Below are 13,426 nucleotides of genomic sequence, written 5' to 3' on the forward strand. Positions count from 1 at the left end.
GGCGATATGACCGAAACCGGATATGTGCACCGGCTGTATGCCGGTGCACCGGATAAACCCATCCTGTTGGTACTGCACGGCACCGGCGGTGACGAAAACCAGTTCTTCGACTTCGGCCGGCGCCTGCTGCCCGAGGCGACGATACTCTCGCCGCGCGGAGATGTTTCCGAACATGGCGCGGCGCGATTCTTTCGCCGCACCGGGGAGGGGGTCTACGATATGCCCGACCTCTTGCGAGCGACGGAAAAGATGGCCGCCTACGTCAAGGCGTTTGCCGACGAGCACCGGGCTTCCAAGATTCTCGGCCTGGGTTTTTCAAACGGCGCAAATATTCTTGCCAACGTGCTGATCGAGAAGGGTATCTTCGATGCTGCGGTTTTGATGCACCCGCTCATTCCGTTTCAACCTGAAGACCAGTCGACGCTTGCGGGAAAAAAGGTGCTGGTGACGGCAGGGCAGCGAGATCCGATCGCTCCCGTTCCCATGACCGAGGCGCTGTCCGACCATCTTAAGAGCCGAGGGGCTGATGTCAGGGTGGTCTGGCATCCCGGTGGACACGAGATTGCGCCGCTTGAGATCAATGCGGTCCGCGATTTTCTCGGCGATTATTGAAGCGTACACCTCTAAAGCGCGTCGCAATCTTTCAGATTCGCTCCTGGCGCTTTAGGTCTTGGTTTTACGCATGTCGTGGTCGCAAAACCGCTGCACACTTTTGGGCGACAAGCTTTAGCTGGCGGGAGACTGATTTGCGGGACCGACGATTGCCGGTCCCGCATCTTTGCTGGCACGATGATCCCATCGTCCGTTATCGATAAGACTTTAGGGGCGAGGAGGATATTTGCCCCTGATTGCCTTCATGTAAAAATTTCCCGGGGATTCCGCCATCGTCAACCCGACGACGACACCCTTGGGAACGCCTTCATATTCTCGTCTCTGACCGTTGGTCAGATAGACCCGTAGATGCCGGCTGTCTTCGTCGTAGGTGATTGCCTCGATAAGTTTCGAATCAACCGCAGTTTCCACTTTGCACCCCGCAATTTTGGATCTGAGATTCCCAATCAAGAATGTCATTCACGCTCGCAACGCACCATCTTTATGCTGCCCCGCGGGGGCGTCAAGCGCGATCTTCTTTAACGTTCATTTTTTCGTGTACGCTCTCGTTTTAGTTGATTAATGCAGCTTTTTCGAAGGTCTCTCCTGTGGAAATCCGACAGCCGCGATTCTTCCACTCGGGAAATATTAACCGCAAAGATGACGTGAAACACCATATGCGCTCCGCTTAACGACGGATTAACCGTCATATATTAAAATATAGCGGAATATTAACCGTAGCGCTCTCCCAGATATGAACAATTACAGATTGCTGTTTCTCGCGACAGTAGTGCTACTATCACTGGCGAGTTGCTTGAGTGGGCGTGGCCACGTGCCTCCGACAACCGATCTGCCTGCAAAATTTCGAGAAAGCGCCATCGAAGAGGTCGAGAATGCATTGTCGTCCGTTCACCGCGACACGCAAACCGGTCAGGCGCTACGCGCTCAGGCGAAGACTACGCAGGATTCCCTTGCGCTTTCAATCGGCAGCTACAAGGATGGACAATCATCCTTCACTGAGCCTCATGCCGTTGCAGCGATGGACAAGAGATGGATTATTTCCGACAGCCCGTCATCCGGTCGGGTCTCATAAATGGGTTACATGTTTAACTATCTAGGGCCGTGGCGACAACAGATACCGAGACTGGCTGGCAACCGTAATAGACGCGCTCGGCTGACGTTTGCCGAAGGCGAATTCGCTGCGGTCTACGCGATGAGCGATGTTCACGGATGTTACAATGAGCTTGTCGAGGCGCATCGCCGCATCGAGGCGGACGCCGCCCGCATTCCGGGACCGAAACTCATCGTCATGCTCGGCGACTATGTCGATCGCGGGCCTGATTCGAGTGCTGTGCTGGAGTTCCTGAGCAAGAGCCCCCCGCCGGGATTTCAGCGGTTCGTCCTGTGCGGCAATCACGATTCGGAACTGGTGCAGCTCTATCGCAAACCGGCGCGCATTCTCGAATGGCTCGGCTTTGCCGGAACGGAGACGTTGCACTCATACGGTATCGATATCGAGCATCTGCTGCAGTCGGCGGCCGGAAGCGAAACGATTGCCCGCGTCATTCGGAACATGATTCCCGAACGGCATATCGAATTCCTGGAATCGCTGCCGATCATGCTGCGGATGGGAAGGGTCCTCTTTGTCCATGCGGGCATCAAGCCGGGCATCGACCTCAAGAAGCAAAAGGACAGCGACCTCATGTGGATCCGTCAGCCCTTCCTGGAGGAAGGGCCGCAGCTTCCTGTCCTCGTGATTCACGGCCATACCCCGGCGCGAACCCCGACATTCGGTCCGCAACGCATCGGCATCGACACCGCGGTTTCGGCGACGGGCCGGCTGACCGTGCTGACGATAAAGGGGACGCGGGTCGGGATCCTCTAGCGCATCATGCTTTCCGAAAATCGGAATCGATTTTCGGAAAGAATGATGCGCAGGTTCAACGTGTTAGAGCGTCCTTTGTGCGTCCGAAAAGGACGCACGGCGCTCTAAATCGACGAGCCCGGTGTCGGCCGAAAACCGCTTACACTGTTTCGACATCACGCTCTAAAAGCAAACGCCGCGGGCTATGCTCCGCGGCGTCAGGACGATCAGATGTTCATCTATTTCAGGAGTGGGTCACGTCCTGGTAGAGATTGGTGCCGATACCGGTATAGGTGAAGCCGTATTTGCGGACCTCGTCACTGCGGTAGATATTGCGCAGATCGACCAGGATCGGAGCGCGCATCGACTGCTTCAGGCGATTGAAATCGAGCGCGCGGAACTGGTTCCATTCGGTGACGATGACAAGCGCATCCGCGCCGGCCGCCGCTTCGTAAGGGCCACTTGCATATTCGATGTTCTCGATCACCTTGCGGGCATTCTCCATGCCCTCGGGATCGTAGCCGACCACCTGGGCCCCGGCATCCTGCAGGGTCTGGATGATTGCGATCGCCGGGCTGTCGCGCATGTCGTCGGTGTTCGGCTTGAAGGTCAGGCCGAGAATCGCGACCTTCTTGCCGCGAATGTCTCCGCCGACGGCCGAGATGACTTTGCGTCCCATCGCCCGCTTGCGGTTGTCGTTGATCGAGATCGTCGTCTCGATCAGCCGGACCGGCGCGTCGTAATCCTGCGCCGTCTTGGCAAGGGCAAGCGTATCCTTGGGGAAGCAGGAGCCACCGTAACCCGGGCCGGCATGCAGGAACTTGGCGCCGATACGGCCATCGAGACCGATGCCGCGCGAGACGTCCTGGACGTTTGCGTCGACCCGTTCGCAGAGATCGGCGATCTCGTTGATGAAGGTGATCTTCATCGCGAGAAATGCATTGGCTGCATATTTGATCAGTTCCGAGGTGCGGCGGGTGGTGAAGACCAGGGGAGCCTGATTGAGATAAAGCGGACGATAGACCTCAGTCATGGTTTCACGCGCCCGATCGTCGTTCAGCCCGACGACAATGCGGTCAGGGCGCTTGAAATCTTCGATCGCCGCGCCTTCGCGCAGGAATTCGGGATTGGAAACCACGGCGACATCCGCCGCAGGGTTGGTTTCGCGCATGATGCGTTCGACTTCGTCTCCCGTGCCGACCGGAACCGTCGACTTGGTGACGATAACGGTGAAGCCTTCCACGTAGGTGGCAATCTCGCGCGCTGCGGCGTACACATAGGAGAGATCCGCGTGGCCATCGCCGCGCCGGGACGGCGTGCCGACTGCGATGAACACGACGTCGGCGCTGCGGACGCTTTCGCCGACATCCGTCGAAAACGACAGCCGGCCGGTGCTGGTATTTTCGGCGACCAGTTGCTCCAGACCCGGTTCGTAGATCGGAATGCGCCCTTCGCGAAGGGCTTCGATCTTGCTCAGATCCTTGTCGACGCAGATGACGTCGTGGCCGAAATCCGCAAAGCAAACGCCTGAAACGAGGCCGACATAGCCTGATCCAATCATCGTGATGCGCATAATTCCCTCAAATCATTAGAGTAGAACGTCATGCTGCGTCGCAGCATGAGTTCGTCTTAGTTAATCTGGACGAAAAGACAATACCGAAGATCGCCTTGGTACCCACATCGGACATCGAACTCCGGGCATCGCAGCTTGCTGCCGGCTACCCCGTCGACAGCCAAAACATAGGTTTATGTGGAAGATATGACAAGTCGAGCCGCTCGTCAGAGCGGCTCGACTTCAATCCGGAAACAGGATCAATCGGTCTGTGTCGTTGCTCGGCTGCTACAGCCGGTACCAGACGTAGGGGTCTGTTCCCGATTGAATCTTGTCCCAGCGCAGGTCGGTCTCGCGCCAGTTCTTGATGGTGCTTTTCCTGTTGTCGAGGACGAGATCGCCCTTGTCGGTTCTGACGACGAGGACCGCATGTCCTTCACCGGAGGGCGTATATGCGGTCGCGATCCGCAACGCGCGCGATGACCAGCCCATCGCTATCAGGCGGCTGCGTTTGGTCAATGCGAAATCTTCGCAGTCGCCGCTGCGCACATTCACTTTCCAGACGTCGCCATTCAGTTCGCTGCGGGAGTCGTTCCGGCCGATCATCGTACGATTGACGGCGGTGTTGACACCCTTCAGTTGCAGCATTTGCTTGTCCGTCAGCGCAATGACTGCCAAGCCATTGTTGTCGCGGCATTCGGCCGGGTTCTGGGCGCAGAACAGCACCTGGGCGAAAGGCGGAATGATCTTGTCTTTTTCCGAGATATAGCTGACCGACGAACTATCGGTCAGACCGCGGGCAAATCCTGCGGGACCGGCGGCAAATGCCGAGCATGCATTGCCGGCTGTAAAGGCCAGTGCCAGAAGTGTAACGACTGTTTTCTTCATCTCTTAAATCCCCGTTACGGGCAACCGATTGAGATCAGGCTTGCCTTTTGTCTCAGTCAATGGCATGGCGATTTAGTGATCTGCCAAGTATTGGCTGCAGAACGTCTGTCCCGTTCCTGCTGCTTGAAGGAGCATAGCCGGGGCTTGTCTCGATTGGTTTAAACCTTTCGCGACAATTTTAAACGATATGGATTTCTGTCAGACCTTAACATTCAAGCGCTTGATCTGCAACTTAAATTAGCATGAATAAATGATCGCAGCGGTTGCCTCACGGCTTTTGATCGCGTTTGCTTTGGTAAATAAACTCTGATGCTGTCCAATCTGATCAACAGGCCGGTCTTGCGAGAGGTTCTTCTCTCCGCCTTTATTAGCCTGGTTATACTGACACTCATTCCGTTCGGCAGCGTCACGCCCTTTCCCTTCGCCTTCGCCGCGATCGCAATCTTTGCGCTTGCCATCATTTCAGCACTGCTGTTCGGAGAGCCGCGACAAAGCCGATGGGTTTTCAGTGTCGCTTTGCTTTTGCTTGTCGTGCTGACGGGGTGGACCTTCGTCCAGACCATCGAGCTGCCTTCCGATTGGCTGGCAAATCCTGCCTGGAATGCTGCCCGGGACCTGGCAGATGTCCAGTATGCGGCGATCTCGGTCGAACCGGCCGATACGCTCGCGTCGACCCTCTGGGTCGCGCTGCCTTTCGTCACGTTCCTGACCGGGCTTCTGTTATGCGATACAGATCAGCGCGCGCGCAAAGTGCTCTCCGGCCTCGGGCTTTCGGCAGGCATCATCGCTGTTTTCGGTCTGTTGCAGTTTTCGCTGTTTCCCAACATCCTGATCGTCGTGGACAAACACGCCTATCTCGACAGCCTGACCGCGGTCTTCGTCAACCGCAATACCGCTGCGACCTTCCTCGGGCTTGGAACGCTGCTCATGCTGACCCTGGTCCGGGACGTTGTCCGTGCCTATTCGAACTATCCGCCCGGCGAACCGGGCCGAAACGCGCTTCTCTTGAGATCGTGGATCTACATCCTGCTCTTATGCGCATGCTTCACCGCGCTGATGCTGAGCCGCTCACGCGCCGGGATATTTGCCACCTTTGTTGCCGCCCTCATCTATTTTCCATGGCTTGTTCTCAATTGGCGCGGATCGAGGCGTCATCTGAAACCGGCGCCAAAATGGCGTTCGATGCTGAAAATCCTTTCGGCGATTGGTTTCGTCGTGGTGCTCTTGGCGATGTTTGCAGGCCAGGCGATTTTGCGTGCGCAAGAGCGGCGGCTCGAGGATGATGATCGGTTCTGTATCCTGCCGGGCATATTGCGTGCCGTTTCGGACCATTGGTTGACGGGGACGGGGCTCGGAACCTTCCGGACCGTGTTTTCCGCCTACCGCGATCCGGCCTGCGGGATTTTCGGCATCTTCGACCGCGCACACAATTTCTATCTGGAAGGATTTCTGGGCCTCGGAATATTGTTCCCGATAGCGGCGATCCTTGCCTTCTCGGTCCTTGCCAAAGTTTTCTGGCGCGGGTTCGCCCAAAGGCGGCGCCTCAGGCATTATGTTCTTCTTGGCCTGGCGGGGACGGTTTTGGTCGCCCTTCATGCAGCGGTCGATTTCTCGCTGCAGATACCGGGTTTCGCCGTGTTTTATTCGGCCTTTCTCAGTGCGGTTGTCGCGATAAGTCTCGGGCGCAACAATGGAGACGCGGACATGGCATATGAGCGGCCGTTAACCACTTAAAGTTTAAATGGATGGATTTTAATAAGATTTTCGGAAAAGATCGATTGTGCAGGTGCGAACGGTTGACTCTGAAACCCAAGAAATTTTATAGCGGGGGCAGCCTTCGGATTGTTGCGACGCCAGAAAAGTCGGACCGAAGTCGTTTTTCGCTTTCTAAGGGGCTCGGCGTTGCCAGCCTGCCACAGTTAGGGGAATGTTAATCGGCTTTCAGTGTTATTGATCGGGGATCGTCTTGTATTTTGTCAGATTGCGGGGCAGTAGCTTCAGGGGCGTCAACACAGGTTATTCTATGGGTTGTTCTCGTATCGGTAGTACACGCGTCGCCATTGTTGTAGCGCTAACGACTATATTGGCAAGCTGCACCTCGTTGCCAAGATCCGGTCCTGATCACAAAGATGTTGATCGGGATGCGGCAGTGAAAGTGACAACGAAGGAGCGTCGCGTCGGTATCGACTACGCCCTGATTGATCTCAGCAAGAACGTTCTCCCGTATTTTACTTCTCCCCAGCCAACTTCCTTCAAGGGCTTTGGCGGCGGTCGAGGCGGGGCGCCCGAAATTCCGCTTGGGTACGGTGACGTCGTTGAGGTCGCCATCTTCGAAGCTCAGTCCGGCGGTCTCTTCATTCCGTCCGATGCCGGCAGCCGACCCGGCAACTACATCTCTCTGCCGAGCCAGACTATCGATAGAAACGGAACGATCACAATTCCCTATGCGGGCAGGGTTCCGGCTGCCGGCCGCCTCAAGGAGACCGTGGAGCAGGATGTCGAGGATCGCCTGGCGAGCCGCGCGATCGAGCCGCAGGTGGTCATTACGACGACGACGAGCCGCTCCAGCCAGGTGGCTGTGCTCGGTGATGTCAACAATCCCCAGCGCATCGAGATCAGCCCGGCCGGTGAGCGCGTTCTCGATGTCATTTCCGCCGCAGGCGGTTTGACGACCAACAATATCGAAACGAATGTGACGCTGCAGCGCCGCGGCAAGATCGCGACCGTCGCCTACAACACGCTCTTGAAGAACCCGGCGGAAAACATCTACGTCGCACCGGATGATACGATCTCGATCGATCATGAGCGTCGCACATTCCTTGCGCTGGGTGCCGCAGGTACCAGCGGGCGCTTCGATTTCGAAGAATCCGACCTGACCCTTGGCGAGGCTATCGCGAAGGCGGGCGGCCTGCGTGACGACCGCGCGGATCCGGCCCAGGTCATGCTTTATCGCCTTGTCCCCAAGAAAACGGTTCAGGCGATGCATGTGGACACGACGAGATTTGCGGGTGAAACGGTTCCGGTGATAGTTCGAGCCAACCTTCGTGATCCGGCCACCTTATTTGCTGCTCAGCAATTCAAGATGGAAGACAAGGATATTATCTATATTTCCAATTCGGCCTCTGTTGAACTGGTCAAGTTCCTTGACATCGTAAACTCGGTATCGTCCACTGTTTCCGGAGTGGCCGACGATGCGAATGATACCCGTAACGCCGTACAAGATCTTGGAAATTGATTGAAATAGGCGGGCCGGCATCGATCACCAATGATCAATGCCGGCGGCCTATATAGCGATTTGATGAAGGACGATGGTTGTGGCAAGGTCAGGTGTTTATCGTAAGCTTGCGTATAGCGGAATTGTCGTCACCACGGTTGTCGGCATGAACTCAAGCGCTTTTGCGGCAGCTTGCGTGCGGCTTTCAAATCTGAGTTCCGTCGATATCAGTGGATTTACAGCCAACCCCGCCGCTCTCCTTGAAATGTCCGATCCGCTGGTTCTGTCGTCGCACGTCCGCGCGCTGGTAGGGAGCAGCAATGACGCGCTGTCGCCGGTGATCGAGCAGGCCAAGAAGGCCGATGCCGCACAGATGGCTGCTATCGGTGCCGGTCTTGGGAGGGCCGCAAACAGCTGCCAGGTAACGGATCCGCAATTCAAGCTGGCCATCGAAAAGGCCGTCGCCGAGGCGGCGAGCGCTGATCCAAATCTTGCGCCGCTCCTTGCCGCTTTTGCGAAGGTTCTCGCCGAAGGTGGAACCGCGGCGCTCGGCCCGGGTGGAAGTGCGGCAGCCGCCGCATCTGGCATCGGCAACAATGGGTCGATCGGCCGGACGGGGCCGGGTGCCGATGATGGCACGCCCTTCGAGGGTGCCGCGACGACTGCCGGTACGCTGCAGGTTTCGAATGCCGGCTCGGACTCGGATTCGAGTTCAACGACAACGACTACGACCGCGACTATAATCGTTAGCACAGGCTCGGGAGGGCAGTCGTCTACCGATACGACGCAGTCGACGAGTCAGAGTGTGCCGGTCATACAATAGCTGGAATTGCCCTTAGATCTTAGCGCTTGACGCCTTTGTTGGAGATCGAAATTGCTATCGCCAGATAAACTTACGCCACGTATCGACCCCTCCCGCGATACCGGAAACGAAGCTGACTTCATCGATTTCGATAAGCTCATCGCAATTGCCCGCCGACAGTGGCGGATGGTTGCGGCGTGTGGTTTCGCCTTCGCCATTCTCGGCATTGTCTATGTGCTGACCTCGGTGCCGGTCTACACTGCCGATACAAGCGTGCTGATCGACCGCAGCGACAACCAGGTGATCAACCAGCTGGCCGCTTTCGGTCAGATGGACGATGACGAAGGGACTGTCCTCAGTCAGGTCGAGTTGTTGAAGTCCGACACGATCGCCTATGCCGTCGTCGACAAACTGAAACTCGTCGACAATCCGGTGTTCATGGCGCCGAAAAGCTCGCTTTTTTCCGTCTCGACGCTGAAATCCTTTGTGAATTTCCGGTCATGGTTTGCCGATGACGCAGTCGTCGCACCCGATCCGGAAATGAAGCGGCGAAGCGCTGCGGAGACCGTCGCAGGCAATATCGATGTCGAACGCGTGGGCAAATCCTATGTGCTCGATGTCAGCTATACCTCGCAGTCGCCGGATCTGGCGCGTGATATCGCGGCTGCCATCGCCGACGTCTATCTGGTTGACAAGCTCAATTCGAAATATGAGGCGACACGCCGGGCCGGCGAGTGGCTGCAGGAGCGTATCGAAGAGCTGCGTCAGCAAGCGCTGGACACCGACCTTGCGGTTCAGAAATTCCGCAGCGAGCATGGGCTTGTCGAGGCCGGCTCCGGTACACTGATCAGCGAGCAGCAGCTTTCCGAGATCAACACTCAATTGATCAATGCACAGGCCGAGACGGCAAAGGCCGAGGCGAAATATGCCCGCGTCAAGTCGATCATCGATGCCAAGCAGACCGATGCGATCGTCACGGATGTGCTCGACAGCTCGATTTCGAACGACCTGCGCAAGAAATATCTGGAGGCTTCCAAGCTCGAGACCGAAATTGAAGCGCGGCTCGGTCCCGATCACGTCCAGGCTGTTCGGCTTCGTGCGGAAATGGAAGAATATAAACGGCTCATGTTCGATGAGTTGAACCGCATCGCCGAGAGCTACCAAAGCGAACTGCAGGTCGCGAAATCGCGCGAAAATTCCTTGCGCGACAGTGTGACACAGGCGACGGGCATTGCCGCAAGCGCCGGCGAAACGCAGGTGCAGCTTCGCGAACTCGAGCGTACGCGCGATACCTACAAGAACCTCTACCAGAGCTTCCTGACGCGTTACCAGGAAGCCATTCAGCAGCAGAGCTTTCCGATCACCGCCGCACGCATCATCACGACGGCGGAGACCCCGACGAAGCCGAGTGCTCCGAAGCGCGCCCTGGTCGTCGCTTTTGCGATGTTCCTGGGATGTGCAGTCGGAAGCGGCATAGGCGCTTTCCGCGAATTCCGGGATCGGTTCTTCCGCACCGGCGATGATGTCCGCGAGGTCCTCGACGTCGAGTCTCTCGGCGTCATGCCGCTGGTTGAAAATAACGTCGAGGATCCGACGCTCGTTGATCCCAGCAATCCACGCAGCATCGCCAGGGGCGGGAAGACCACGACCTATGTCGAGGAGCATCCGCTTTCGGCATTTGCCGAGACGCTTCGAAGCGCCAAGATTGCCATCGACCTCAGTGCAGCCGATCAGCGCTGCAAGGTCATCGGCGTCGTGTCGAGCTTGCCCGGCGAGGGTAAGTCGACGACATCCATCAATTTTGCCAAGCTTCTGGCAATGCAGGGTGCGCGTTGCTTGCTTATCGATGGCGACATGCGCAATCCCGGCGCCACCCGGGCGATCGGCCGCCATGCCGAGGCCGGCTTGCTCGAGGCGATCGTCGATGGTCGTCCGCTCAAGGATCTGATCCTTCTCGATCCGAAAACTAAGCTTGCATTTTTGCCGACGGTGGCACGGTATCGTGTTCCGCACTCGTCGGAACTGCTTGCGTCACGCGGCATGGATCAGCTTCTTGAAACGGCGCGTCAAAGCTTCGACTATATTATCGTTGACCTTCCACCCCTCGCGCCGGTTGTGGATGCGCGCGCAATCAATTCGAAGCTCGATGCGGTGGTTTTCGTTATCGAGTGGGGCAAGACGTCGCGCAAGGTCGTGCAGTCGACCCTGCTGTCCGAGCCGGAACTCTACGCGAAGTGCGTCGGCACCATATTGACCAAGGTCGACCCGTCGCAGATGAAACTTTACCGGACATTCGGTTCGAGCGAATATTATTATAAGCGTTATTCGCGATACTATACCGAAAGCTGATGATCCGCAGTCAGTTCGTTTCGGTCAGCAGGATCGCTTTCATCATCGTCACCGTCGTCTTTGTGATGCTGGCCGGTCGGGAGCTCTACGCTTCGATCAGAACGGCCAGCATCTCGATCGTCGCCGAAAGGATCGAGCACGGCGACACCGTAAGTGACGATGTCGTGACCAGATATGCGTCACGCAGTGCCGAGGTGGTTGACGAGCATTACTGCCGATCCGACATTGTGGCTGCTGGCGTGACCCTTGTTCTGGCGCAACTTGACCGCCAGAACGTTAATGTCAACTACGACGCCTGGGCCGCTGCGGCGTCGAGTGCGGACCGATACCTGCGGTATGCGCTTTCGTGCATGCCGACGAACAGCAATTTTTGGCTTCGTCTTGCGGCCGTGCAGTCGATCATCGCCGAAGAGCCGCTTTCGCTTGCGGGAATGATGAAGCGTTCGGTCGCTCTCGCGCCTCACGACGAGTCGATGATTCTAACCCGGTTCTATTTCTGGAACGATTTTACCGATGCGACGCTTTTGGCGGCAAAGAGTGCCCTCGATAGCGATCTTATGACGATGCTGAAACGGGGCGATCGTTGCCGGGTCAACGCCACCATAAAAGAGATCAGCCCGCAACTCCGCCCTGTCTTCGATCGAACCTGGGCAGCCGTCGGTAATGGAGCGACAGCGCGATTTCGGCAACGCTGCCGCAAGTAATCCGCCGGCAGTTTTTCCGAGAACAGTTCCAGATGCACGTCGGCTTTGGACCAAGTGTTTACGGGCAGCAACGCCCGCCGCTTAGGGGGGCGTTGCTCATTGGATTGCTTTATTGACGATCAGACGCTGACGCCCGAAACAAAATCCGTGCCCGTGATATTCAGCGTCAGAACGCCGACATCGGTGTGGCCTTCGCCGTCGGAGATCTTGTAATACTGGATGGTTTCCGTGACGTGATCGCCGGGGGCGATATCTGCAGCCAGATCATAAGTGAAGCTGCCGTCCGCCTTGACATGGAACGTGCCATAGGTGCCGGCGACGTCAGTCGTTGCGCTCGGGCTGCCGCTAACGTTCGTGCCGGCAAACTGGCGAAGAAAGAGATGACCATTGTCGCCGGCAATGTCGTTGTCCAGAACGTTGCCGCCGATGGCGCTGCCTTCGTTGAAGCTGTAGTGGTCGTCGACGGCGATCGGCTTCACCTGGGTTACGCCCTGAATATTCAGGGTAAACAGGCCGACGTCGGTATGACCTGCTCCGTCGGAAATCTTGTAGGAGACCTTCTCCTGAAGCAGTTCACCATTGGTGAAGTTGACCTTGGCAGCGTCGCTCAGGACATAGGTGTAGCTGCCGTCCGGCTTGACGAAGAAGGTGCCGTAGTCGCCCTGGATTTCGGTGACCTGGCTGTTGCCTTGCTTGGCGCCAACGCTTTGCTGGTCGAAGAAGCGAAGGAACAGGTTGCCGTCGGAGGTATCGTTGGCAAGCAAATTCCCCGAGATGGCGTCAGTTTCCAAGAATGTTGCAGTATCATCGGTTGCATGAATGGCCATTAATGTCTCTCCTTGAATTGTTCTTCACTGGTCAATTCTGACCTTTAGCGAGCGGCTCGATTAAGGATATCTTAATACAGAGAGTCAAGGGCGTAATTAACAGGAGATGAACATTTTCGGGTGTATCGTGTAATAATGACACACGTACAATGTGCACAAGACGATGAAACGCCTGGTTATTATTTCATTAATAATAAGTGAAAACGCCGATGTGTAGACATGAATTCATATTTCTTCAGGGTGTAAGAATCTTTATTCAAAAGCAATTTATAAGAATACGAATCCAGGCTGATGCGCAGATGAAATTTCGATATAACCACTTCGGATTATCGATGTGGCGGTTCGATCTTGTTCGACTAGCCTCAGCTTGGCGCTTTCGATCCGCCGAAGTAACTGATGTCATTTCCTTGTCACATATGTTTACCAAGTAACGTTTCTTGCTGATCGAAATTCTGCCGAGTGACCTTGAAGATAGACTTACATCCTCTACAGGTGTGAGGTAACGGATCTCGCAATTGTGCGGTGCACCTTTGTTGCAACGCGATATATTCAATACATAAAGATGTTTATGTGGAAGGCGTAAGAATTATTGCGAGATGTCACGCATTTTAGTGTTTCATTTTAGCAGGCAGAGA

General features: G+C 56.2%; 11 protein-coding genes and 1 pseudogene. 8 read left to right on the forward strand and 4 right to left on the reverse strand.

Features of this window, described 5'->3' with window-relative positions; all coding sequences use genetic code 11:
- The first annotated feature begins 6 nt into the window (after positions 1 to 6).
- Entirely contained in the window at positions 7 to 612 is a 606-nt protein-coding gene (locus EEQ99_RS06175) for an alpha/beta hydrolase (RefSeq protein WP_029868400.1), read from the forward strand.
- A gap of 207 nt (positions 613 to 819) precedes the next feature.
- Here the strand turns inward: EEQ99_RS06175 and EEQ99_RS06180 are convergent, their stop codons facing one another.
- Positions 820 to 1,071 (reverse strand): KTSC domain-containing protein, encoded by a 252-nt coding sequence (locus EEQ99_RS06180; protein WP_029868399.1) that lies wholly within the window; start codon positions 1,069 to 1,071, stop codon positions 820 to 822.
- A 391-nt stretch (positions 1,072 to 1,462) separates the two neighbouring features.
- Between EEQ99_RS06180 and EEQ99_RS35585 the strand changes: the two are divergent.
- Positions 1,463 to 1,612, forward strand: a pseudogene (locus EEQ99_RS35585) (TolC family protein); the annotation flags it as partial.
- Positions 1,613 to 1,684: 72 nt separating this feature from the next.
- Entirely contained in the window at positions 1,685 to 2,476 is a 792-nt protein-coding gene (locus EEQ99_RS06190) for a metallophosphoesterase (protein ID WP_029868398.1), read from the forward strand.
- Positions 2,477 to 2,699: 223 nt separating this feature from the next.
- On the opposite strand, the gene EEQ99_RS06195 is transcribed toward EEQ99_RS06190, so the two are convergent.
- Both EEQ99_RS06195 and EEQ99_RS06200 read right to left on the reverse strand, forming a co-directional pair.
- Positions 2,700 to 4,028 (reverse strand): UDP-glucose dehydrogenase family protein, encoded by a 1,329-nt coding sequence (locus EEQ99_RS06195; protein WP_097594187.1) that lies wholly within the window; start codon positions 4,026 to 4,028, stop codon positions 2,700 to 2,702.
- A gap of 267 nt (positions 4,029 to 4,295) precedes the next feature.
- Positions 4,296 to 4,895, reverse strand: a complete 600-nt coding sequence (locus tag EEQ99_RS06200; protein WP_029867831.1) for a transglutaminase-like cysteine peptidase — start codon at positions 4,893 to 4,895, stop codon at positions 4,296 to 4,298.
- A 309-nt stretch (positions 4,896 to 5,204) separates the two neighbouring features.
- Between EEQ99_RS06200 and EEQ99_RS06205 the strand changes: the two genes are divergently transcribed.
- The 5 genes from EEQ99_RS06205 to EEQ99_RS06225 all read left to right on the forward strand — a co-directional run bounded on the left by EEQ99_RS06205 (position 5,205) and on the right by EEQ99_RS06225 (position 11,964).
- Positions 5,205 to 6,629, forward strand: coding sequence for an O-antigen ligase family protein (locus tag EEQ99_RS06205; RefSeq protein WP_097594188.1), 1,425 nt, complete (start codon positions 5,205 to 5,207; stop codon positions 6,627 to 6,629).
- A gap of 289 nt (positions 6,630 to 6,918) precedes the next feature.
- Positions 6,919 to 8,130 carry an SLBB domain-containing protein gene (locus tag EEQ99_RS06210; RefSeq protein WP_047611536.1) on the forward strand — a complete coding sequence of 404 codons (1,212 nt, stop codon included), beginning with the start codon at positions 6,919 to 6,921 and terminating at the stop codon, positions 8,128 to 8,130.
- Between the two features lie 73 nt (positions 8,131 to 8,203).
- Positions 8,204 to 8,932 carry a sugar transporter gene (locus EEQ99_RS06215; protein ID WP_082008782.1) on the forward strand — a complete coding sequence of 243 codons (729 nt, stop codon included), beginning with the start codon at positions 8,204 to 8,206 and terminating at the stop codon, positions 8,930 to 8,932.
- 51 nt (positions 8,933 to 8,983) lie between these two features.
- Positions 8,984 to 11,260 carry a polysaccharide biosynthesis tyrosine autokinase gene (locus EEQ99_RS06220; RefSeq protein ID WP_047611534.1) on the forward strand — a complete coding sequence of 759 codons (2,277 nt, stop codon included), beginning with the start codon at positions 8,984 to 8,986 and terminating at the stop codon, positions 11,258 to 11,260.
- Positions 11,260 to 11,964 carry a hypothetical protein gene (locus EEQ99_RS06225; protein WP_063474428.1) on the forward strand — a complete coding sequence of 235 codons (705 nt, stop codon included), beginning with the start codon at positions 11,260 to 11,262 and terminating at the stop codon, positions 11,962 to 11,964. The genes EEQ99_RS06220 and EEQ99_RS06225 overlap by 1 nt, the downstream gene beginning before the upstream one ends.
- Positions 11,965 to 12,083: 119 nt before the next feature.
- Here the strand turns inward: EEQ99_RS06225 and rapA2 are convergent, their stop codons facing one another.
- Positions 12,084 to 12,791: a calcium-binding lectin RapA2 gene (gene rapA2 / locus EEQ99_RS06230; RefSeq protein WP_047611531.1), complete on the reverse strand. Its 708-nt coding sequence runs from the start codon at positions 12,789 to 12,791 to the stop codon at positions 12,084 to 12,086.
- Between the last annotated feature and the right edge of the window lie 635 nt (positions 12,792 to 13,426).

This window comes from Rhizobium anhuiense, assembly GCF_003985145.1.
GTDB lineage: Bacteria > Pseudomonadota > Alphaproteobacteria > Rhizobiales > Rhizobiaceae > Rhizobium > Rhizobium anhuiense.